This is a genomic window from Streptomyces sp. XM83C, assembly GCF_023072675.1.
Taxonomy (GTDB): Bacteria; Actinomycetota; Actinomycetes; order Streptomycetales; family Streptomycetaceae; genus Streptomyces; species Streptomyces thermocoprophilus.
The window spans coordinates 1-22,618 of the sequence record NZ_JALLGL010000023.1 but is presented as its reverse complement, the minus strand read 5'-3'; the positions used below and the strand labels follow the sequence as shown (position 1 = coordinate 22,618).

The 22,618-nt window shown below is 70.9% G+C and carries 17 protein-coding genes; 9 read left to right on the top strand and 8 right to left on the bottom strand.

Annotated features, from left to right (window positions below; genetic code table 11):
- Positions 1–23 precede the first annotated feature (23 nt).
- Positions 24–3,170 (bottom strand): isoleucine--tRNA ligase, encoded by a 3,147-nt coding sequence (gene ileS / locus MTQ10_RS04925; RefSeq protein ID WP_247462619.1) that lies wholly within the window; start codon positions 3,168–3,170, stop codon positions 24–26.
- A 615-nt stretch (positions 3,171–3,785) separates the two neighbouring features.
- Between ileS and MTQ10_RS04920 the strand changes: the two genes are divergently transcribed.
- The 6 genes from MTQ10_RS04920 to MTQ10_RS04895 all read left to right on the top strand — a co-directional run bounded on the left by MTQ10_RS04920 (position 3,786) and on the right by MTQ10_RS04895 (position 9,864).
- The gene (locus MTQ10_RS04920) at positions 3,786–5,120 is read left to right on the top strand and encodes a TraR/DksA family transcriptional regulator (RefSeq protein ID WP_247462617.1); all 1,335 of its coding nucleotides are present in this window, start codon (positions 3,786–3,788) and stop codon (positions 5,118–5,120) included.
- 67 nt (positions 5,121–5,187) lie between these two features.
- On the top strand, positions 5,188–5,778 hold the full coding sequence (gene lspA / locus MTQ10_RS04915) for a signal peptidase II (protein WP_247462615.1): 591 nt from the start codon (positions 5,188–5,190) through the stop codon (positions 5,776–5,778).
- A 185-nt stretch (positions 5,779–5,963) separates the two neighbouring features.
- Positions 5,964–6,908 carry an RluA family pseudouridine synthase gene (locus MTQ10_RS04910; RefSeq protein ID WP_247462613.1) on the top strand — a complete coding sequence of 315 codons (945 nt, stop codon included), beginning with the start codon at positions 5,964–5,966 and terminating at the stop codon, positions 6,906–6,908.
- On the top strand, positions 6,905–7,375 hold the full coding sequence (locus tag MTQ10_RS04905) for a GNAT family N-acetyltransferase (RefSeq protein WP_247462611.1): 471 nt from the start codon (positions 6,905–6,907) through the stop codon (positions 7,373–7,375). Before MTQ10_RS04910 ends, MTQ10_RS04905 begins: the two co-directional genes overlap by 4 nt.
- Before the next feature lie 87 nt (positions 7,376–7,462).
- Positions 7,463–9,049 carry a Na+/H+ antiporter gene (locus MTQ10_RS04900; protein ID WP_247462609.1) on the top strand — a complete coding sequence of 529 codons (1,587 nt, stop codon included), beginning with the start codon at positions 7,463–7,465 and terminating at the stop codon, positions 9,047–9,049.
- Between the two features lie 74 nt (positions 9,050–9,123).
- A complete protein-coding gene (locus MTQ10_RS04895) occupies positions 9,124–9,864 on the top strand; it encodes an SDR family NAD(P)-dependent oxidoreductase (protein ID WP_247462606.1) in 741 nt (246 codons plus the stop codon).
- A 12-nt stretch (positions 9,865–9,876) separates the two neighbouring features.
- On the opposite strand, the gene MTQ10_RS04890 is transcribed toward MTQ10_RS04895, so the two are convergent.
- Positions 9,877–11,043: a mechanosensitive ion channel family protein gene (locus MTQ10_RS04890; protein WP_247462604.1), complete on the bottom strand. Its 1,167-nt coding sequence runs from the start codon at positions 11,041–11,043 to the stop codon at positions 9,877–9,879.
- Between the two features lie 77 nt (positions 11,044–11,120).
- On the opposite strand from MTQ10_RS04890, the gene MTQ10_RS04885 reads away from it, so the two are divergent.
- Positions 11,121–11,690: a dienelactone hydrolase family protein gene (locus MTQ10_RS04885; protein ID WP_247462602.1), complete on the top strand. Its 570-nt coding sequence runs from the start codon at positions 11,121–11,123 to the stop codon at positions 11,688–11,690.
- A 10-nt stretch (positions 11,691–11,700) separates the two neighbouring features.
- Here the strand turns inward: MTQ10_RS04885 and MTQ10_RS04880 are convergent, their stop codons facing one another.
- From MTQ10_RS04880 to MTQ10_RS04860, 5 genes are all read right to left on the bottom strand, one after another.
- A complete protein-coding gene (locus tag MTQ10_RS04880) occupies positions 11,701–12,651 on the bottom strand; it encodes a zinc metalloprotease (protein ID WP_247462599.1) in 951 nt (316 codons plus the stop codon).
- 304 nt (positions 12,652–12,955) lie between these two features.
- On the bottom strand, positions 12,956–14,629 hold the full coding sequence (locus MTQ10_RS04875; protein WP_247462597.1) for an alkaline phosphatase D family protein: 1,674 nt from the start codon (positions 14,627–14,629) through the stop codon (positions 12,956–12,958).
- A gap of 91 nt (positions 14,630–14,720) precedes the next feature.
- Positions 14,721–15,533 (bottom strand): DsbA family protein, encoded by an 813-nt coding sequence (locus MTQ10_RS04870; RefSeq protein WP_247462595.1) that lies wholly within the window; start codon positions 15,531–15,533, stop codon positions 14,721–14,723.
- Positions 15,534–15,638: 105 nt separating this feature from the next.
- Positions 15,639–16,346: a hypothetical protein gene (locus MTQ10_RS04865; protein ID WP_247462593.1), complete on the bottom strand. Its 708-nt coding sequence runs from the start codon at positions 16,344–16,346 to the stop codon at positions 15,639–15,641.
- A 69-nt stretch (positions 16,347–16,415) separates the two neighbouring features.
- On the bottom strand, positions 16,416–17,744 hold the full coding sequence (locus MTQ10_RS04860) for a DUF2252 domain-containing protein (RefSeq protein WP_247462590.1): 1,329 nt from the start codon (positions 17,742–17,744) through the stop codon (positions 16,416–16,418).
- A gap of 246 nt (positions 17,745–17,990) precedes the next feature.
- Here MTQ10_RS04860 and dnaE point away from each other — a divergent pair, with 246 nt between their 5' ends.
- A complete protein-coding gene (gene dnaE, locus MTQ10_RS04855; RefSeq protein WP_247462588.1) occupies positions 17,991–21,530 on the top strand; it encodes a DNA polymerase III subunit alpha in 3,540 nt (1,179 codons plus the stop codon).
- Between the two features lie 104 nt (positions 21,531–21,634).
- Here the strand turns inward: dnaE and MTQ10_RS04850 are convergent, their stop codons facing one another.
- Positions 21,635–21,802, bottom strand: coding sequence for a hypothetical protein (locus MTQ10_RS04850; protein ID WP_247462586.1), 168 nt, complete (start codon positions 21,800–21,802; stop codon positions 21,635–21,637).
- Positions 21,803–22,016: 214 nt separating this feature from the next.
- Here MTQ10_RS04850 and MTQ10_RS04845 point away from each other — a divergent pair.
- Positions 22,017–22,618: NYN domain-containing protein (locus MTQ10_RS04845; RefSeq protein WP_247462584.1), on the top strand; the 602-nt coding region annotated here is incomplete at its 3' end.

Here is a 22,618-nt window from a genome sequence, read left to right as displayed (position 1 = left end):
TGTCGTGGGTGCGCGGCCGGGCGTCAGGCCTTCCGGAGCCGGAAGGTGAGCGACAGGCCCTCGTCGGTGAACGGCTCGCCGTAGCCTTCCTCGCCGTCGCCCTGCGCGAAGTCCGTCGCCAGCACCTCGTCGGCGATCAGGGCGCCGTGCTCGGTGAGCGCGGCGACCGTCGCCTGGTCGCCCGCGGTCCAGCGCAGCGCGATCCGGTCGGCCACGTCCAGGCCGCTGTTCTTGCGGGCCTCCTGGATGAGGCGGATCGCGTCACGGGCCAGGCCGGCCCGGCGCAGCTCCTCGGTGATCTCCAGGTCGAGCGCGACGGTCGCGCCGGAGTCGGAGGCCACCGACCAGCCCTCGCGCGGCGTCTCGGTGATGATCACCTCGTCGGGCGTCAGCTCGATGGTCTCGCCGTCGACGTCGACCGTCGCCCGGCCCTCGCGCAGCGCGAGGGAGAGCGCGGCGGCGTCGGCGCCCGCGATGGCCTTGGCCACGTCCTGGACGCGCTTGCCGAACCGCTTGCCCAGGGCACGGAAGTTGGCCTTCGCGGTGGTGTCGACCAGGCTGCCGCCGACCTCGGCCAGCGAAGCCAGCGCCTCCACGTTCAGCTCTTCCGTGATCTGCGTGTGCAGTTCGGCGTCGAGCGTGTCGAATCCGGCCGCCGCGATCAGCGCCCGCTTCAGCGGCTGGCGCGTCTTGACGCCGGACTCCGCGCGCGTGGCGCGGCCCAGCTCGACCAGCCGGCGCACGAGCACCATCTGCTTCGACAGCTCCGGGTCGATCGCGTCGAGGTCGGCCTCCGGCCAGGACGCCAGGTGCACGGATTCGGGCGCGCCCGGGGAGACGGGGACGATCAGGTCCTGCCACACCCGTTCGGTGATGAACGGGGTGATCGGCGCCATCAGCTTGGTGACGGTCTCCAGCACCTCGTGCAGGGTGCGCAGCGCGGCCTTGTCGCCCTGCCAGAACCGGCGGCGCGAGCGGCGCACGTACCAGTTCGACAGGTCGTCGACGAACGCGGACAGCAGCTTGCCGGCGCGCTGTGTGTCGTACGCCTCCAGTGCCCGCGTCACCTGGTCGGTGAGCGCGTGCAGCTCGCTGAGCAGCCAGCGGTCCAGCAGCGGGCGCTCGGCGGGCGCCGGGTCGGCGGCGCTGGGCGCCCACGCGGAGGTGCGGGCGTACAGGGCCTGGAAGGCGACGGTGTTCCAGTAGGTGAGGAGCGTCTTGCGGACGACCTCCTGGATGGTGCCGTGGCCGACGCGGCGGGCCGCCCACGGGGAGCCGCCGGCCGCCATGAACCAGCGGACGGCGTCGGCGCCGTGCTGGTCCATGAGCGGGATCGGTTGGAGGATGTTGCCGAGGTGCTTGGACATCTTCCGGCCGTCCTCGGCGAGGATGTGGCCGAGGCAGACGACGTTCTCGTACGACGACTTGTCGAAGACGAGCGTGCCGACGGCCATCAGCGTGTAGAACCAGCCGCGGGTCTGGTCGATGGCCTCGCAGATGAACTGCGCCGGGTAGCGGGTCTCGAACAGTTCCTTGTTCTTGTACGGGTAGCCCCACTGCGCGAACGGCATGGAGCCGGAGTCGTACCAGGCGTCGATGACCTCCGGCACGCGCACGGCCTCCAGGGTGCAGCCGTCGTGGGTGCAGGTGAAGGTGACGTCGTCGATGTACGGGCGGTGCGGGTCGAGGCCGGTCTGGTCGGTGCCGGTCAGCTCGGTCAGCTCGGCGCGGGAGCCGACGCAGGTGAGGTGGCCCTCCTCGCAGCGCCAGATCGGCAGCGGGGTGCCCCAGTAGCGGTTGCGGGACAGCGCCCAGTCGATGTTGTTGTTCAGCCAGTCGCCGTACCGGCCGTGCTTGACCGTGTCGGGGAACCAGTTGGTCTTCTCGTTCTCCCGCAGCAGGGCGTCCTTGATGGCCGTGGTGCGGATGTACCAGGACGGCTGCGCGTAGTAGAGGAGCGCGGTGTGGCAGCGCCAGCAGTGCGGGTAGCTGTGCTCGTACGGCACGTGCTTGAAGAGCAGGCCGCGCGCGCCGAGGTCCTCGGTGAGCTTCTCGTCGGCCTTCTTGAAGAAGACGCCGCCGACGAGCGGGACGTCCTCCTCGAAGGTGCCGTCGGGGCGGACCGGGTTGACCACGGGCAGGCCGTAGGAGCGGCACACCTTGAGGTCGTCCTCACCGAAGGCGGGGGACTGGTGGACCAGACCCGTGCCGTCCTCGGTCGTGACGTACTCGGCGTTGACCACGTAGTGCGCCTCGGCCGGGAACTCCACCAGCTCGAACGGCCGCCGGTAGGTCCAGCGCTCCATCTCGGCGCCGGTGAAGGTCTGCCCCGTGGCCTCCCAGCCCTCGCCGAGCGCCTTGGCGAGCAGCGGTTCGGCGACGACGAGCTTCTCCTCGCCGTTGGTCGCGACGACGTAGGTGACCTCGGGGTGGGCGGCGACGGCCGTGTTGGAGACCAGCGTCCACGGTGTGGTCGTCCACACCAGCAGGGCGGCCTCATCGGCGAGCGGGCCGGAGGTCAGCGGGAAGCGGACGTACACGGACGGGTCGACGACCGTCTCGTAGCCCTGCGCCAGCTCGTGGTCGGACAGGCCGGTGCCGCAGCGCGGGCACCAGGGCGCCACGCGGTGGTCCTGGACGAGGAGGCCCTTGTTGAAGATCTCCTTCAGCGACCACCACACGGAGTCCACGTACTCGGGGTCCATGGTCCGGTAGGCGTCGTCGAGGTCGACCCAGTAGCCCATGCGGGTCGTCAGCTCGGTGAAGGCGTCGGTGTGCCGGGTCACGGACTCGCGGCACTTGGCGTTGAACTCGGCGATGCCGTACGCCTCGATGTCCTGCTTGCCGGAGAAGCCCAGCTCCTTCTCCACGGCGAGCTCCACGGGGAGGCCGTGGCAGTCCCAGCCGGCCTTGCGGGCCACGTGGTAGCCGCGCATGGTGCGGAACCGGGGGAAGACGTCCTTGAAGACGCGCGCCTCGATGTGGTGGGCGCCCGGCATGCCGTTGGCGGTGGGCGGGCCCTCGTAGAACACCCACTCGGGGCGGCCCTCGGACTGCTGCAGGCTCTTGGCAAAGATCTTCTGCTCGCGCCAGAACTCGAGCACCGCGTGCTCGAGCGCGGGCAGGTCGACCTGGGCGGGCACCTGGCGATACGTCGGCGCTGTCGTCATCAGCGATCTTCCTCCGGCGGACTTGCTGCCTTCCGTCGGAGGGACGAGAGCTGTGTCGTGCGCCGTTCGGTCCGGCGCGCTCCCGCGGTACCACCCTCCTTGGCTCTCCGGTGTGCCGTGCACAGGGCGTGCACGCCGGTGAGCCCCCTCATTGGGGTCGCGATGCCGGTTCTACTCACCGGGGGTGCTGGGCCCCGCGGCTTTCTTCCGGCGGCTCCGGGGTGATCTTCACGTCGCGCTCGCCCCCGGGCTCACACCGTCCCCGGGTCGCTCTGGGCTGCGTACGCCGCTACTCGTCCCCATCCACGCTTTTCGCTCCGCCCAGTGTACGGCGCCGCACGGACAGCGGTGGACCGGTTTTCCGGCGCCGGGGGAGGGGCTGCCGGTCTCGGCGCGGGATGCCCCGAATGGTCCGGTGCGCGGTTTCTGTTCTGTGGAGGGGCGGCCGGGCGGCATACCCGGCGGGGAGCTGGGCACAACGGTTGCAGGCTCGGCGCGTGTCGTGCGCGAGGCGGGCGAATCGGGCGGTGTGCCCCGTTGCCGCGGGACTCGAGTCGATTTATCGTCCCAGCACGATTCGCGAGCAAGATCACAATATGTGAAGGGGCCGCGGCCATGGTGGTGAGGAAAACCGCCGTACAGCAGTCGGCGTCCGGCCGTTCCGCAGGGGCCGGTGCCGCCGCCGGCGGTGGTGCGGCCGAGGGCGCCCGGGGTGACGGCGCGAAGAAGACCACGCGGGCGGGCGCGGCGGCGCGGGCGGCGAAGCCCGTGAAGACGGTGAAAGCGGTGCGGGCCACGGAGGCGGGGGAGGGCGGTACGGCTGCGACGACGGCGGCCGTGAGGAAGAGCGCTGCGGAGAAGGCGGCGGTGAAGAAGGCCGCCGCCAAGAAGGCCGCGGGGAAGAAGGCCTCCGAGGCGGCCGTGGAGAAGGTCCCGGGGGTCGCCCAGGCCGAGAACACCACCACGGGGAAGGTCCCGGCGAAGAAGACGGCGGCCAAGAAGGCCGCGACGAAGAAGGCCGCGACGAAGAAGAGCGCGACGAAGAAGGCCGCGACGAAGAAGAGCGCGACGAAGAAGGCCGCGACGAAGAAGGCAGCAGCCGCGAAGAAGGCAGCCGCCGAACAGGCCCCGGCGGGGGAAGCCGCCGCCGAGAAGGCAGCGGTGAAGAAGACGGCCGCGACGAAGACGGCGGCGAAGAAGACCGCCGCGAAGAAGACGGCCGCGAAGAAGACCGCCGCAAAGAAGACGGCCGCGAAAAAGGCGCCGCCCGCCCCGCCGGACGAGGGCGCCGCCGCGCAGCACGCCGCCGGGAAACGTCCCTCGGCGAAGCGCGCCGCGTCCGGCCGCGTCACGGGCGGCTCCGGCGGGAAGGCATCGGCGGAGAAGAACGGCGCCGGGCGGGGCGCCGGCGCACAGGGCACGGACGACACAGTGGGTGCGGCCCAGGCCGCGGAGCAGACGGGAGCCACGACGGTGGTTGCGAAGAAGACTCCTGGCACGGCCACGGCGGCCACCACCGCCGTGCCCAAGGCACGCCTCGCCGCGGCGGAGCCCGGCGAGCTGGCGGTGCGCCCCGGTGAGGACCCCTGGACCCCGCAGGAGGTCGAGGAGGCCCGGGCCGGTCTGCAGGCCGAGGCGGTACGGCTGCGGGACGAGATCAGCTCGTCGGAGGCGTCGCTGGTCGGGCTGATGCGCGACTCCGGCGACGGCGCCGGTGACGACCAGGCCGACACCGGCACGAAGAACATCACCCGCGAGCACGAGCTGGCGCTCGCCGCCAACGCGCGCGAGATGCTGGAGCAGACCGAGCGCGCCCTGGAGAGGCTGGACGAGGGCGCCTACGGGCTGTGCGAGAACTGCGGCAATCCCATCGGCAAGGCCAGGATGCAGGCCTTCCCACGGGCCACCCTGTGCGTGGAGTGCAAGCAGAAGCAGGAACGCCGGTACTGAGCAGGTGGGCGTGCCGGGGCGTGCCGTACCCTCGTCACCAGTCAGGCACCTAGGTTGAAGGACTCACGTGGCAGAGGCGGAGCGCATCATCGGTACGCCGGACACCCCTGGTGGCAGCGGCGCGGAGGCGGCCGGAGCGGGTGAACAGGGCGCGGCGGCCGAGCGGCCGCGCGGCAGGCGGCGGATCGCCGTGCTGTTCGTGGTGGCCGCCTTCGCCTACGCCATCGACCTCGCCAGCAAGATGCTGGTGGTGGCGCGGCTGGAACACCGTGAACCGATCCAGCTCATCGGGGACTGGCTGGAGCTGAACGCGCTGCGCAACCCGGGCGCCGCCTTCGGCTTCGGGCAGGCGTTCACGATCATCTTCACGGTGATCGCGGCGGCGGTGATCGTGGTGATCATCCGGCTGGCGCGCAAGCTGTACAGCCTGCCCTGGGCGATCGCGCTGGGCCTGCTGCTCGGCGGGGCGCTCGGCAACCTCACCGACCGGATCTTCCGCTCGCCGGGCGTCTTCAAGGGCGAGGTCGTGGACTTCATCGCGCCCAAGCACTTCGCCGTGTTCAACCTGGCCGACTCGGCGATCGTGTGCGGCGGCATCCTGATCGTGCTGCTGTCGTTCCGGGGCCTCGACCCGGACGGCACCGTCCACAAGGACTGAACGCCCCGGCGAGGGCCGAACGCGAACGCCGTGCGCCACCGGGGCACGCGGTCCGGGCGCCGTACGGCGTCGAGCGGACGTCAGGCGCAAGCCCGGGCCTCAGACGCGAGCCCCGCACCCACCGGGACGCCGGGTTTTCCACAGGCCCGTTCGGGCGTGTGCGGCCCGTCCGGCATACTCGACGGGTGAGCACGATTCCCGAGATCCGTACCCTGCCCGTGCCCGACGGCCTGGAGGGCGAGCGCGTCGACGCCGCCATCTCCCGCATGTTCGGCTTCTCCCGCACCAAGGCCGCGGAGCTGGCCGCGGCGGGCAAGGTGCTGGTCGACGGCACGGCGGTCGGCAAGTCCGAGCGGGTGCGCGGCGGGGCCTGGCTGGAGGTCGAGATGCCGCAGGCGCCCGCCCCGGTGCAGGTCGTCGCGGAACCGGTCGAGGGCATGGAGATCGTGCACGACGACGAGGACGTGGTCGTGATCGTCAAGCCGGTCGGTGTCGCCGCCCACCCCAGCCCCGGCTGGACCGGCCCGACCGTCATCGGCGGACTCGCCGCCGCCGGCTACCGCATCTCCACGTCCGGCGCCGCCGAGCGCCAGGGCATCGTGCACCGCCTCGACGTCGGCACGTCCGGCCTGATGGTGGTGGCCAAGTCGGAGTACGCGTACACCTCGCTGAAGCGCCAGTTCAAGGAGCGCACGGTCGACAAGCGCTACCACACCCTGGTCCAGGGCCACCCCGACCCGACGAGCGGCACCATCGACGCGCCCATCGGCCGCCACCCCAACCACGACTACAAATGGGCGGTCACCGCGGACGGCAAGCCCTCCGTGACGCACTACGACCTCATCGAGGCCTTCCGCGCCGCGTCCCTGCTCGACGTGAAGCTGGAGACGGGCCGCACCCACCAGATCCGCGTCCACATGGCCGCCCACCGCCACCCCTGCGTCGGCGACCTCACCTACGGCGCCGACCCGACCCTCGCCAAGCGGCTGCGCATCACCCGCCAGTGGCTGCACGCCGTACGGCTCGGCTTCGAGCACCCCGGCAGCGGCGAATGGGTCGAGTTCACCAGCGACTACCCCGAGGACCTGAAGAAGGCCCTGGACCAGGTGCGCGAGGAGACCTACGGATGACCCGGCGCGCGTACACGGTGCGCGTGGCCGAGGACCCCGCCGACCGTGAGCTGTGCTTCGCGCTGCGCAAGCAGGTCTTCGTCGCCGAGCAGGGCGTCCCGGAGGAGATCGAGTACGACGAGCACGACGCCGGCGCGGTCCATGTGCTCGCCGTCGACGAGGACGGCGTCGCCCTCGGCACCGGCCGGCTGCTCACGGGGCAGGCCGCGCTCGCCCAGGGCACCGGCGACCCCGCCGTCGGCTCCCTCGGCCGCCTCGCCGTGTCCCGTGAGGCGCGCGGCCTGGGCGTAGGCGCCGCCCTCGTGCGGGCCATCGAGGACGCGGCACGCGACCGCGGCCTCACCGCCGTCGACCTGCACGCGCAGACCCACGCCCTCGGCTTCTACGAGCGGCTGGGCTACAGCCCGTACGGCGAGGAGTACCAGGAAGCGGGCATCCCGCACCGCGGCATGCGGCGCGCCCTGTAGGCGCCGGGTCGCACCCCACGGCGCGATCAGGGCCGTGGCAGGCTGGAGCCCTGCCCGTCGGACCGTCGACCCTCCGGAGCGCTGACCGTGGACCAGCTGGCCCTGCTGTTCGTGCTGTTGCTCGGGGCCGTGGTGAGCGTCCCGGTCGGGGACCGGCTGCGGCTGCCCCCGCCGGTGCTGATGACACTGCTCGGCATCGTCCTCGCGCTGCTGCCGTTCGTGCCGAACGTCGACATCCCGCCCGAGCTGATCCTGCCGCTGCTGCTGCCCCCGCTGCTGTACGCGGCGGTCCGGCGCACCTCCTGGCGGCAGTTCGCGGCCAACGTGCGGCCGATCCTGCTGCTCGCCGTGGCCCTGGTGCTGGTCACCACGGCGTGCGTGGCGGCCGTGGCGCACGAGATCGTGCCGGGGCTGCCCGTCGCCGCGGCCGTCGCGCTCGGCGCGCTGGTCGCGCCGCCCGACCCGGTCGCGGCGACCGCCGTCGCCGGGAAACTCGGGCTGCCGCGCCGGCTCGTCTCCATCCTGGAGGGCGAGGGCCTGTTCAACGACGTCACGGCCATCGTGCTGTACAACGTGGCCATCGCCGCCGTCGCCAGCGGCCACTTCTCGGCCTGGGAGGCCGGGCTCGACTTCCTGCTGTCCGCGGTCGTCGCGACGGGCCTCGGCCTCGCCCTCGGCTGGGGCGCGAGCAAACTGCTCGACCTGCTCGACGACCCCACCCTTCAGATCGGCCTGACCCTGCTCGTGCCGTACGCCTCGTACGTCCTCAGCGAGGAGCTGCACGGCTCCGGGGTGCTCGCCGTGCTGGTCACGGCGATGTTCCTCGCCGAGTACGCCATCGACGCCGACGACGTCATGACCCGGCTCGCCGGGCACACCTTCTGGGACATCGTCGACACCCTCGTCACCGGCGTCGCGTTCGGGCTGATCGGCCTGGAACTGCACAACGCCGTCCGCACCGCCGAGGGACGCTGGGCCGAGATGCTCGGCTGGGCCGGCGCCGTCGTCGGCACGGTGGTCGTCGTCCGGCTGGCGTGGCTGCTGCCGGCGACCTGGCTGACCAAACGGCTGCACGCGCGCCGCGACTTCACCGAGGAAGTCCCGATGAGCTGGCGCGAGACCGTGATCATGTGGTGGTCGGGGATGCGCGGCGTGGCGTCGGTGGCCCTGGCGCTGGCCGTCCCGCTCACCACCGACGAGGGCGGCCCCTTCCCCGACCGCGACGAGATCGTCTTCATCGCCTTCGGCGTGATCATGGCGACGCTGCTGCTGCAAGGGCTGACCCTGACGACGCTGGTGCGCCGACTCGGCGTGGAGTCGGACAGCGAGCGGGAGAAGGCCTTCGAGCGCGAGCTGGCGCTCCGCGCCGCCAAGGCCGCCAAGCGGCGCCTGAAGGAGATCGAGGAGACCGAGGAACTGCCGGACGAGCTGACCGAGCAGTTGCTGCGCCGCGCCGTGGAGATCGGGGTGCGCATCAACCCGGACCTCGGCGACGAGGAACGCCTGGAGGCCCACGAGAAGCGGATGCAGCGCCTGCACCGGCTGCGGCGGATCCAGAGCGAACTGCTCAGCGCCGCACGGCACGAGGTGCTGTCCGCGCGCAGCGAGCCGGGAGCCGACCCCGAGGTGGTCGACCGGGTACTGCGCCACCTGGACGTGCGCAGCCTGCGCTGAGCCCGGAGGACCCCGGAAACCGGGCGGGGACGATTTCCCGCGCTGTACCGCGCCGCGGACCTAGGATGCGGATCATGGCTCGCAACGTGGTGATCAGTGGTGGTGGTACGGGGATCGGACTCGCCGCGGCGCGGGTCTTCGCGGCCGACGGCGACCAGGTGCTGCTGCTCGGCCGGCGCGCGGAGGTCCTCCGGAAGGCCGGGGTGCCCGGCGCGCTCACCTACGCCGCCGACCTGTCGGCACCGGACGACGTACGGGGCGTGGCCCGGTTCGTCGCCGAGGAGCTGGGCACCGTCGATGTGCTGATCCACAGCGCGGGCGGCGCCGGGTATCTGGAGCCGCCGAGCCCGAGCGACGACCCCCTCGACACCGTCGCCCACGACTGGACGCTGAACTTCCGTACCAACACCCTCACCGCGGTGCTGCTCACCGAGGCGCTGAAGAACCGGCTCGCCGACCCCGGGGGCCGGGTCCTGTTCATCAGCTCCATCGCGGCCTACCGCGGCTCGGGCAGCGGGGCGTACGCCGCCGCGAAGGCTGCCCTGCACCCGTACGCCCACGACCTGGCCCGGCAGCTCGGCCCGAGGGGCGTCACGGTGAACGTGGTCGCTCCCGGCTACGTCGAGGACACCGAGTTCTTCGGCGACGCCATGACCGAGGAGCGGCGCGCCCAGCGCATCGCCGAGACCTCCACCGGCCGCGCCGGCACGCCCGGCGATGTGGCGGCCACCCTGCATTGGCTGGCCTCGCCGGGCGCCGGGCACATCACCTCGCAGATCATCCAGGTCAACGGCGGCGCCGAGCGCGGCCACTGATCCGAGCGCCGCTCACGGCCGCCCGCCGCGCGGCGTCCCGTGGGCGCGCCGGGCGCGGGGCTCCGGGGCGCTGCGGTCCGGGGCGTCCGGCGTCGCGCGCACCGGGCCGTCCGGTGCCGTGCGGGCGGGCGGCACACCGGGCGGCAGGGCCGCGTCCGCGGTGTTGACGCGGGGCAGCGCGTACGGGTGCTGCTCGCACAGCCAGCGGATCATCTGCTCGCGCACGGTGACCCGTACCGTCCAGATGTCGTCGGCGTCCTTCGCCGTCACCAGGGCGCGTACCTCGATGGTGTTGGGCGTGGAGTCGGTGACGGCCAGGGTGCAGTTGCGGCCGTCCCAGGCGGGGCAGGCGCGCAGGATGTCGCGCAGTTGTTCGCGCATCGCCTCGATGGGCGCGGAGTGGTCCAGATGCCAGAAGACGGTGCCGGTCATCTGCGGGGTGCCGCGCGACCAGTTCTCGAACGGCTTCGAGGTGAAGTACGACACCGGCATGGTGATCCGGCGTTCGTCCCAGGTCCGCACGGTGAGGAAGGTCAGCGTGATCTCCTCGACGGTGCCCCACTCGCCGTCCACCACGACGGTGTCCCCGATGCGGACCATGTCCCCGAACGCGATCTGCAACCCGGCGAACATGTTGCTCAGCGTCGACTGGGCGGCCACACCGGCGACGATGCCGAGGATGCCGGCCGAGGCGAGCAGGGAGGCGCCGGCGGCGCGCATCGCGGGGAACGTCAGCAGCATCGAGGCGACGGCGACCACGCCGACGACCGCCGACACCACCCGCATGATCAGCGTCACCTGGGTGCGCACCCGGCGCACGCGGGCCGGGTCGCTGTGCATACGGGCGTTGGCGTAGCGGCTGTAGGAGGTCTCGACGACCGCCGCCGCGATCCGGATCACCAGCCAGGCGGCGGAGCCGATCAGCACCAGGGTCAGCGTCTGCCCGACACCGGTCCGGTGTCGGGGCAGCACACCGGCCTGCACGTAGGAGCCCCGGAGCAGCGCGGTGCACAGGACCAGCTGGTACGGGACGCGGGCGCGCCGCAGCAGCCCCCACAGCGGGGTGTGCGGACTGCGGGCGTCGGCCTTGCGCAGCAGCTGGTCCGTGGCCCAGCCCAGGGCGAGGGTGAGGACGACCGAGCCGCCGACGACGATCAGCGGGCGGAGCAGATTCTCCATGCCACCGAACCTAACCGCCGGGCCCGGGGGACGAACATGTGAGTTATCGGACGCGGCGGGTACGGCACCATGGGTCCATGAACATCATGCTCTTCCACTCGACCTATGGACTGCGCCCCGCGGTGCGCGACGCCGCCGACCGGCTGCGGGGGGCCGGGCACGAGGTGTGGACGCCGGACCTCTTCGACGGCAGGACGTTCGACACGGTCGAGGAGGGCATGGCGCACAAGGAGGAGATCGGCAAGGACGAGCTGCTGAAGCGGGCCGTGCTGGCCGCCGCGCCGTACTCGGAGCGCGGCCTGGTCTACGCCGGGTTCTCGCTCGGCGCGTCCATCGCGCAGACCCTGGCCCTCGGTGACGAGAAGGCGCGCGGTCTGCTGCTTCTGCACGGCACGTCCGATCTGGCGCCGAACGCGCACGTGGACGAGCTGCCGGTGCAGCTGCATGTGGCGGAGCCGGACCCGTTCGAGACGGACGACTGGCTGAGCGCCTGGTATCTGCAGATGGGCCGTGCGGGCGCCGACGTCGAGGTGTACCGGTACGCCGGGGCCGGCCACCTCTACACCGACCCCGGCCTGCCCGACTGGGACGCGGAGGCGGCCGAGGCCACCTGGCGGGTGGCGCTCGGCTTCCTCAGCGGCCTGTAGGGCGAAGGACTCAGCCGCGGTAGGCGGTCCAGCTCTGCTGCATGCGCGTCACCTGGCCCGAGGTGAACTGGTACATGCAGGAGTCGTACGTGTAGTCCATGAAGTTGTGGATCGGGTCGACTCCCGTGCTGGTGCAGGTGTCCCGGCCCGTCGGGCACTCGTAGGCGGGGCTCGACTCGGCCGGGGTGTCGGAGACGTAGTCGCCGTTGCCGCTGCAGCCGCCCTGGAAGGTGTGGTACAGGCCCAGCCAGTGGCCCACCTCGTGGGTGGCGGTGTCGCCCTGGTTGTAGTTGGTGGCGGAGCCGCCCGGCAGGGACGAGTTGAGGATGACCACGCCGTCCATGGTCGGGCTGGACTTGTAGGAGCTGGGGAAGGTGGCCCAGCCGAGCAGCCCGCCGCCGAGGTTGGCGGTGTAGATGTTCAGGGCGTTGGCGCCGCCCTTGCGCAGGGCCTTCTTCATCGCCCGCTCGGCGGAGGAGCCGTCGGAGACGTTGTACCAGCTGGAGTTGTCGGTGTAGTCGGTGCCGGCCAGCGTGAAGCGGAAGCCGGTGTCGACGTTGCCGGTGCCCTGGCCGGAGTAGGCCGCGTTCAGCACGCTCATCTGGGCGTTGATGGCGGAGGCGCTGAGCTTGCCGGTCGAGCCCTTGTGGATGACGTGGAAGTACACCGGGATGGTGGTGGTGGCGGCCAGCGCGGCCGAGCTGCGGCCGGTGGCGCGCAGCTGCGACACCTTCTTCCGCAGGTCGGCGTCGATGGCCTTGGCCTGGGCGTCGGTCAGCTCGTTGGGGTCGGCGGCGTGGTTGCCGGATCCCGGGCGGGCCACGCGGGCGTTGGCGGGGGCGGAGTCGGCGCACTTCGTGTCGGCGGGGTTGTCGGCCGCGGCGACGGTGGTGGGTGCCGAGAGGGGGGAGAGCATCAGGGTTCCGGCCACGACGGCCGCGCCGATGAGGCGTCTGCGCATGAGAGGAGAAATCCGGGCAAGCGCACGCATGTTGTCTCCTGGTGGAGGCTGTGGGGAGAAGCCGGACCAGGGTTCTTCCTGGCCGACGCCCGGAGATTACGTGGACATGACCACGTCGGAAGAGCGGCTATCTGGCCAGATCAGGTCGTAGGGATACCCCTGTATGAGGGCGGGAGGTGTGTCCGGATTCGACCGCGGTTCACACCTCCCGCGTCAGGGCGTGAGAAGAAGTCAGCCCTTCAATCAAGCTGTCGCGATGGCCGAAAACCGACCCTCACGGCTCTCGTGGCGTGTACGCCGGCCGTCACACCGGGTCGTACGTCCGCTCCACCTTCTGCGTGCCGCTGCGCGTGCGGTACGAACGCGCCCAGGACGCCGTCGCGTCCCGCTTCCTGCGGTCCGACAGGACGTAGTAGTCCATCTGCGCCCGCTCGGCCGTGATGTCCAGCACGCCGAAGCCGTGGCGGTCGGTGTCCACCCAGTGCACGTGTCGGTTCGCGGCGCGGATCAGCGGCGCCGCGACCGCCGACACCACGCCCTCCGGCGTCTTCACATAGTCGTTCAGGTTGTCCGACGTCATCGACGTCACCACGAACTCCGTCGCCGCCGAGGCGGACAGCGGATACGTCCCCGCGTCCACCGGCACGTCGTTCGCCCACGCCATGTGGATGTCCCCGGTCAGGAACACCGTGTTGCGGATCGCGTGGGAGCGCAGATGCGCCAGCAGCTCACGCCGGTCGTCGGTGTAGCCGTCCCACTGGTCGGTGTTGAGAGCCAGACCCTCCTGCGGCAGACCGAGCAGCTTCGCCAGCGGGCGCAGCAGATCGGCGGAGAGCGAGCCGATCGCGAACGGCGCCATCATCACCGAGTTGCCCACCAGCCGCCACGTCGTGTCCGACGCGCTCAGCCCGGCCTTCAGCCAGTCCAGCTGCGCCCGTCCGGTGAGCGTGCGCTCCGGGTCGTCCACCGAACCGCTGCCCGTCGACGCCTGCCGGGAACGGAAGGACCGCAGGTCCAGCAGCGACAGATCGGCCAGCTTGCCGAAGCGCAGCCGCCGGTACGTCGTCCCCGCGATCGCCGGACGCACCGGCATCCACTCGAAGTACGCCTGCTTCGCCGCGGCCTGACGGGCCGCCCAGGTGCCCTCGGCGCCCTCGGTGTGGTTCTCCGCCCCGCCGGACCAGGCGTTGTCGGCGAACTCGTGGTCGTCCCAGATCGCGACGACCGGCGCGACCGCGTGCAGCGCCTGCAGATCCGGGTCGGTCTTGTACTTCCCGTGCCGGGTGCGGTAGTCGGCGAGGGTGACGATCTCGTGCGCCGGCTCGTGCGGCCGGACCACCGTCCCGCCCGCCGTGTACTCGCCCGACTTGTACTCGTAGATGTAGTCCCCGAGATGCAGCCAGGCGTCCAGGTCGCCGCGCGCCGCCAGATGCCGGTACGGCGCGAAATACCCGGCCTCCCAGTTGGCGCAGGAGACCACACCGAAGCGGAGGTTCGCCACGGACGCGTCGCTCGCGGGCGCGGTGCGGGTGCGGCCGACGGGGGAGTCGGTGCCGCCCGCCGAGAAGCGGAAGAAGTACTCCGTGGCCGGGGCGAGGCCGCGCACATCGGCCTTCACGGTGTGGTCGGAGGCCGCCGTCGCCGTGACGGTCCCCCGGGCCACCACGTCCGTCAGGGACCTGTCACGGGCGACGACCCACTCGACGGGCGTGTCGGGCCCGGCCCCCGAGCCGGGCACCGCGTCGGGGGTGGGCGTCACCCGGGTCCACAGCAATATGCCGTCGGGCAGCGGGTCGCCGGAGGCGACACCGTGCACAAAGGCCGGCGCCTGTCCGGCCGCGCGGGCCGGGACCGCGGCCGTGAGCGGTCCGGCCAGAACAGCGCCCGCCGCCGCGGCCTTGACGACCGTACGGCGGCGGGGCGGCAGGGAGGAGGTGGTCGCTCCCTGAGATGCGGGTGATGTGTATCGACTGGTCACGGCCGATCAGGCTACTGATCGGTACAGGCCGGGTGGAGACCAACTCCGAAAGTTCGCGCGGTTTTTGCCGACCCGTCCGCGACCCGCCCGCTCAGGACTTCAGAGCCGAGTCCAGTGCCTTGGTGTACTCCTCCACCGACATCGGCGCGTTCTTGCCGTCCGAACCGGTCAGCTTCTTGCCGTCCATCATCAGCGTGGGCGTACCCCCGACACCGCTCTTGTCGAAGGTCTCGGACATCTCCAGCGCCCACTTGTCGAACGTGCCGTTCTTCACGGCGTCCTGGAACTTCGTGTTGTTCTTCAGCGCGCCGACCGTGTCCGCGACCTCGATCAGGTAGTCGTCGCTCTTGAACTTGTCGGTCGTCTCGTCGGGGTGCCACTTCGCCGAGTACAGCGCCGCCTTGTACTCCAGGAACGCCTCGGGGCTGACGTTCAGCGCCGCGCCCAGCGCGCTGAGGGCGTTCTTCGAGCCCTCGCCGGTCAGGTTGCCGTCGAGGAAGGTGGCGCCCACGAACTGGATCTTGAACTTGCCGGCGTCGAGGTCCTTCTTCACCGTCGGGCCGACGGTCTGCTCGAACGCGGCGCAGACCGGGCAGCGCGGGTCCTCGTACATCACCAGCGTCTTCTTGGCGGTGTCCTTGCCGATGACGACCGTGGTGCCGTTCTCGCCGGTGGTGTTGGCCGGCTTGACGAGCTTGTCGTCCTTCGCGGCCTCCCAGTAGCCGGGCTTGTTCGCCTGGACGACCAGGTAGCCGATGCCGCCGGCCACCGCCAGGACGCCCACGACCGAACATGCCACGATGATCTGCCGCTTGATCTTCGCGCGCTTGGCCTGCCGCTCGCGCTCGGCCCGCAGCCGCTCGCGAGCCGCCGTCTTGGCCGCCTGGCTGTTCCGCTTGCTCATGTCGGTGTTCTCCATGGGGACGCGCACACGTGGTGTGCGAAATACGTAAGGGGGACTGCTGGTGCTCAGCGGTGCCCGCACACGCGCGTACGGCACGCGCGCGGGTCAGGCGAAGACGGCCGAGCGGGGCGGTCCGCGCCGTCCCGGGGAGTGCGCGAGAAGGGCGCCGCGGAAGGCGGCCGTACGGCGGACGGGCCGCGGCAGGCGGCGGGGCTGCCGGGCGGGCCGTACGGTCACGGAGGCGACGGCCAGCAGCAGCGGCCGGAACGCCGAGACGCCCGCCGCCCGCACCAGCCGGGCCAGGGCACGCTCACCCCGCCACAGCCAGGCGGCGGCGATCAGGCCGACGCTCACATGCGCGGCGAGCAGCAGCCAGGCGGTGGCCGGTCCCGCCTGCGCCAGGAGGGCCGCCGCGTCGGTGCCGCCGGCGGGGGCGGCGCCGGTGCCGGTCAGCCGGGTCAGCGGGGTGCCGACACCGGTGCCGTCACCGCACAGCACGTTCCAGCCGACCGAGTGCAGCGGGCCGGTGACGGGGCCGCCCGCCGGGCCGTAGCAGACGTGCTGGCCGGTGGTGAGGACCGTGTCGGCCGTCAGCTCCACCGGGACCAGCACCGCCGCGATCCGGCCGAAGCCCCGCTCGCGGCCCGCGAGGGCGTACGCGAGGACGAAGACCCCCGCCGCGACCGCGGCGACCGTGTTCAGCGGCAGCGGGACCCGGGACAGCAGCACGTGCGACGCGGTGCCGAGTGTCACGACCAGAGCCGTGAACAGCGCCGCGCGCAGTGCTCTCAGAGGGGTCCCGGATATGTCCATAGCGATAGGAGAGTGTGTCATGCGCGGCCGTAAGAGACCCCTAAAAGGTTGCTGTGAGACCGCGGATCGTCACAGACCCGGAATGCGTCCGTTGCGGAACAGGTCCACGAAGATCTGGTGGTCGGCACGCGCGCGTGCCCCGTACGAGTGCGCGAAATCCACCAGAAGCGGAGCGAAACCCTCTTCGTCGGCCGCGATCGCCGCGTCGATGGCCCGCTCGGTGGAGAACGGCACCAGCGACTCGCCCGAGGTGTCGTCCGCCGCCGCGTGCATCGCCGCGGTCGCCCGCCCCAGGTCGGCGACGACCTGCGCGATCTCCTCCACGTCGTCGATGTCGCCCCAGTCCAGGTCCACCGCGTACGGCGACACCTCGGCGACCAGCTGGCCCGCGCCGTCCAGCTCGGTCCAGCCCAGCCACGGGTCCGCGTGCGCCTGGAGGGCACGCTGGGAGATCACCGTGCGGTGCCCCTCGTGCCGGAAGTACTCCCGGATCGCCGGGTCGGTCACGTGCCGGGAGACGGCCGGGGTCTGGGCCTGCTTGATGTAGATCACCACATCGTTCTCCAGGGCGTCGCTGTGGCCCTCCAGCAGGATGTTGTACGACGGCAGGCCCGCCGAGCCTATGCCTATGCCGCGGCGGCCCACGACGTCCTTCACCCGGTACGAGTCCGGGCGGGCCAGCGAGGTCTCCGGCAGCGTCTCCAGATAGCCGTCGAAGGCCGCCAGCACCTTGTACCGGGTGGCCGCGTCCAGCTCGACCGCGCCGCCGCCCGGCGCGAACCGGCGCTCGAAGTCCCGGATCTCCGTCATCGTCTCCAGCAGCCCGAAACGGGTCAGCGAACGCGCGTCGCGCAACGCGTCCAGCAGCGGGCCCTGCGCGGTGTCCAGCGTGAACGGCGGCACCTCGTCGTCCTTGGCGCCCGTGGCCAGCGCGTGGATCCGCTCGCGGTACGCGCCCGCGTAGATCCCCACCAGCTCGGTGATCTGCTCGTCGGAGAGCGCCTTCGCGTACCCGATCAGGGCGACCGACGCCGCGAAACGCTTCAGGTCCCAGGTGAACGGGCCGACGTAGGCCTCGTCGAAGTCGTTGACGTTGAAGATCAGACGGCCCGTGGAGTCCATGTACGTGCCGAAGTTCTCCGCATGCAGATCGCCGTGGATCCACACCCGGGAGGTGCGCTCGTCGAGATAGGGCTCACGCCCGCGCGCGGCGGAGTCCAGGTCGTGGTAGAAGAGGCACGCCGTGCCCCGGTAGAAGGCGAACGCCGAGGCCGCCATCTTGCGGAACTTCACCCGGAACGCTGCCGGGTCGGCGGCCAGGAGCTCGCCGAAGGCGGTGTCGAAGACGGCGAGGATCTCCTCGCCGCGCTGCTCGTCGCTGAGCTGGGGAACCGACATCGCGGAGTGCCTCCCGGTGCAGTGCAAGTACGGCAGTGTCTCTGCCGGGGTCAACGCATGAAGGTACGCGCGAGTGCCCGCCCTGTGTTCGGCCCGGCGCCCCCCGGTGTCCGGCCGGGCACCCCCGACCGGACGGTTCGGGCCGCGGTCCTCGCCCCGGCTGTCAGGGGCCGGGCATAGACTTCGACGCTGACCCCACAACCGTCCCCCCACCCGCCGACGAGTGTTTCCTATGGAGGCCGCCCCGTGTCGAAGCCGCCGTTCACGCACCTGCACGTCCACACCCAGTACTCGCTGCTGGACGGTGCCGCGCGGCTGAAGGACATGTTCAACGCCTGCAACGAGATGGGCATGACGCACATCGCCATGTCCGACCACGGCAACCTCCACGGTGCGTACGACTTCTTCCACTCCGCGAAGAAGGTCGGAATCACCCCGATCATCGGGATCGAGGCCTATGTCGCCCCCGAGTCGCGGCGCAACAAGCGCAAGATCCTCTGGGGCCAGCCGCACCAGAAGCGCGACGACGTCTCCGGGTCCGGCGGTTACACCCACAAGACGATGTGGGCGGTGAACAAGACCGGCCTGCACAACCTCTTCCGGCTCTCCTCCGACGCCTACGCCGAGGGCTGGCTGCAGAAGTGGCCCCGGATGGACAAGGAGACCATCGCCCAGTGGTCCGAGGGCATCGTCGCCTCCACCGGCTGCCCCTCCGGCGAGGTGCAGACCCGGCTGCGCCTCGGCCACTTCGACGAGGCGCTCAAGGCCGCCGCCGACTACCAGGACATCTTCGGCAAGGACCGCTACTTCCTGGAGCTGATGGACCACGGCATCGAGATCGAGCGCCGCGTCCGCGACGGCCTGCTGGAGATCGGCAAGAAGCTCGGCATCCCCCCGCTGGTCACCAACGACTCGCACTACACGTACGCGCACGAGGCCGCCGCCCACGACGCCCTGCTGTGCATCCAGACCGGCAAGAACCTCTCCGACCCCGACCGCTTCAAGTTCGACGGCACCGGCTACTACCTGAAGTCGACCGAGGAGATGTACGCCATCGACTCCTCGGACGCCTGGCAGGAGGGCTGCGCCAACACCCTCCTCGTCGCCGAGATGGTCGACACCCGGGGCATGTTCGAAAAGCGCGACCTCATGCCCAAGTTCGACATCCCCGAGGGCTACACCGAGGTCACCTGGTTCCAGGAGGAGGTCCGGCGCGGCATGGAGCGCCGCTACCCGGACGGCATCCCCGAGGACCGCCAGAAGCAGGCCGAGTACGAGATGGACGTCATCATCCAGATGGGGTTCCCGGGCTACTTCCTCGTCGTCGCCGACTTCATCATGTGGGCCAAGCGGCAGGGCATCGCCGTCGGCCCCGGCCGAGGCTCCGCGGCGGGCTCCATCGTGGCGTACGCGCTCGGCATCACCGACCTCGACCCCATCCCGCACGGCCTGATCTTCGAGCGGTTCCTCAACCCCGAGCGCATCTCCATGCCCGACGTCGACATCGACTTCGACGAGCGCCGGCGCGTCGAGGTCATCCGGTACGTCACCGAGAAGTACGGCGCCGACAAGGTCGCCATGATCGGCACCTACGGCACCATCAAGGCCAAGAACGCGATCAAGGACTCCGCGCGCGTGCTGGGCTACCCGTACGCGATGGGCGACCGCATCACCAAGGCCATGCCCGCCGACGTCCTCGGCAAGGGCATCCCCCTCTCCGGCATCACCGACCCCAGCCACCCCCGCTACTCGGAGGCCGGCGAGGTCCGCGCGATGTACGAGAACGAGCCGGACGTGAAGAAGGTCATCGACACCGCGCGCGGCGTGGAGGGCCTGGTCCGGCAGATGGGCGTGCACGCCGCCGGCGTGATCATGTCCAGCGAGACCATCACCGAGCACGTCCCGGTCTGGGTCAGGCACACCGACGGCGTCACCATCACCCAGTGGGACTACCCGAGCTGTGAGTCGCTCGGCCTGCTGAAGATGGACTTCCTGGGCCTGCGCAACCTCACGATCATGGACGACGCCGTCAAGATGGTGAAGGCCAACAAGGGGATCGACATCGACCTCCTGGCCCTCCCGCTCGACGACCCCAAGACCTTCGAACTGCTCCAGCGCGGCGACACCCTCGGCGTGTTCCAGTTCGACGGCGGCCCCATGCGCTCGCTGCTGCGGCTGATGAAGCCCGACAACTTCGAGGACATCTCCGCCGTCTCGGCCCTGTACCGGCCGGGCCCGATGGGCATGAACTCCCACACCAACTACGCGCTGCGCAAGAACGGCCAGCAGGAGATCACGCCGATCCACCCCGAGCTGGAGGAGCCGCTCAAGGAGGTCCTCGACGTCACCTACGGCCTGATCGTCTACCAGGAGCAGGTGCAGAAGGCCGCCCAGATCATCGCCGGCTACTCGCTCGGCGAGGCCGACATCCTCCGCCGCGTGATGGGCAAGAAGAAGCCGGAGGAACTGGAGAAGAACTTCGTCATCTTCCAGGCCGGCGCCCGCAAGAACGGCTACAGCGACGAGGCCATCCAGGCCCTGTGGGACGTGCTGGTCCCGTTCGCCGGCTACGCCTTCAACAAGGCGCACTCCGCCGCGTACGGCCTGGTGTCGTACTGGACGGCCTACCTCAAGGCCAACCACCCCGCCGAGTACATGGCCGCGCTGCTGACCTCGGTCAAGGACGACAAGGACAAGTCCGCGGTCTACCTCAACGAGTGCCGCCGCATGGGCATCCGCGTCCTCCCGCCGAACGTCAACGAGTCCGAGTCGAACTTCGCCGCCCAGGGCGACGACGTGATCCTCTTCGGCCTCTCCGCCGTCCGCAACGTCGGCACCAACGTCGTCGAGTCGATCATCAAGACCCGCAAGGCCAAGGGGAAGTACACGTCCTTCCCGGACTACCTCGACAAGGTCGAGGCCGTCGTCTGCAACAAGCGCACCACGGAATCCCTGATCAAGGCCGGCGCGTTCGACTCCATGGGCCACACCCGCAAGGGCCTCATGGCGCAGTACGAACCGATGATCGACAACGTGGTCGCGGTCAAGCGCAAGGAGGCCGAGGGCCAGTTCGACCTCTTCGGCGGCATGGGCGAGGAGACCAGCGACGAACCCGGCTTCGGCCTCGACGTCGAGTTCTCCACCGACGAATGGGACAAGACGTATCTCCTCGCCCAGGAGCGGGAGATGCTCGGCCTGTACGTCTCCGACCACCCGCTCTTCGGCCTGGAGCACGTCCTCGCCGACAAGGCCGACGCGGGCATCGCCCAGCTCACCGGCGGCGAGCACGCCGACGGCGCCGTCGTCACCATCGGCGGCATCATCTCCGGCCTTCAGCGCAAGATGACCAAGCAGGGCAACGCCTGGGCCATCGCCACCGTGGAGGACCTCGCGGGCTCCATCGAGTGCATGTTCTTCCCGGCCACCTACCAGCTCGTCTCCACCCAACTCGTCGAGGACGCCGTCGTCTTCGTCAAGGGCCGCCTCGACAAGCGGGAGGACGTGCCGCGACTGGTCGCGATGGAGCTGATGGTCCCCGACCTGTCCGCCGCCGGCACCAACGCGCCCGTCGTGCTCACCATCCCCGCGGTGAAGGTGACCCCGCCGATGGTCAGCCGCCTCGGCGAGATCCTCAGCCACCACAAGGGCGACAGCGAGGTACGGATCAAGCTCCAGGGCCCCACCAAGACGACCGTGCTGCGGCTGGACCGCCACCGGGTCAAGCCCGACCCGGCCCTCTTCGGCGACCTCAAGGTGCTGCTCGGCCCGTCCTGCCTGGCCGGCTGAACCCCGCCGGAACCGGCCACGTGAGCCACGTACGCGAGGGGCGCTCCCGCATCGGGGAGCGCCCCTCGTGTGTGCCTGGGCCGCAACGGCCCCTCACGCAGAGGTCAGTTGTGACCGAAGCGCTTCTGCCGGCCCTTGCGCGCCATCTCCGTCGGCGAACCCGGTGCGCTGTGCTGCTCGGCGGGCGGCTCGATCGTCATCGTCTGCTCGCCGGGGCCCGAGGCGCGCCGGGACTGGGGCTGCTTGCGGTCACGGTTCTTGTTCTTGGCCATGGGAATGCCTCCTGTGGGGGATCTGGGGGCCAGGGCCGCGACCAGATTCACATAGGCCGACACAAGCCGCATGTCGGACAATTACCCTGTGTGACAGGGGTGGTCGGCGGCCACCGCACCGAAACGCCACGCCGAAGATCGAGTTCCGGCCGTTAACCTCCGCGCGGTCGGGCAGACTCGAAGCGAGCCGGAAGCCAAACCTCCCGGAAAGAGGGTGGATCGCGTGGACCGCTGCATCGTCCTGGTGGACGCCGGGTATCTGCTGGGGGCCGCCGCCTCTCTCCTCGCCGGAGAACCCTCCCGGTCCCGGATCACCGTCGACCACACCGCCCTCATCCAGGGCCTGCGCGAACGCGCCGAATCGGACACCCAGCAGCCCCTGCTGCGCATCTACTGGTTCGACGGCGCCCCCGACCGCGTCCCTCAGCCCGAACACCGCAGGCTGCGCGTCATGCCCCGGGTCACCGTCCGCCTCGGCGCCCTCACCCGCAGCGACGGCCGCTGGGCACAGAAGGGCGTCGACGCCGCCATGCACGCCGAGCTGACCGAACTGGCCCGCAACCGCGCCTGCTCCGACATCGTCCTCGTCACCGGCGACGGCGACCTGCTGCCCGGCATGATGGCCGCCAAGGAACACGGCGTCGCCGTCCACCTGTGGGCCGTCCAGGCCGCCGACGGCGACTACAACCAGTCCGAGGACCTCGTCGCCGAGGCCGACGAACGCCGCGTCCTGGACCGCGCCTGGATCACCCGCGCCGTCCGCGCCAAGGAGACCTCCGGCGCCTGCCCGCCCCCGCCCGTGCCCCGCCCCGAGAT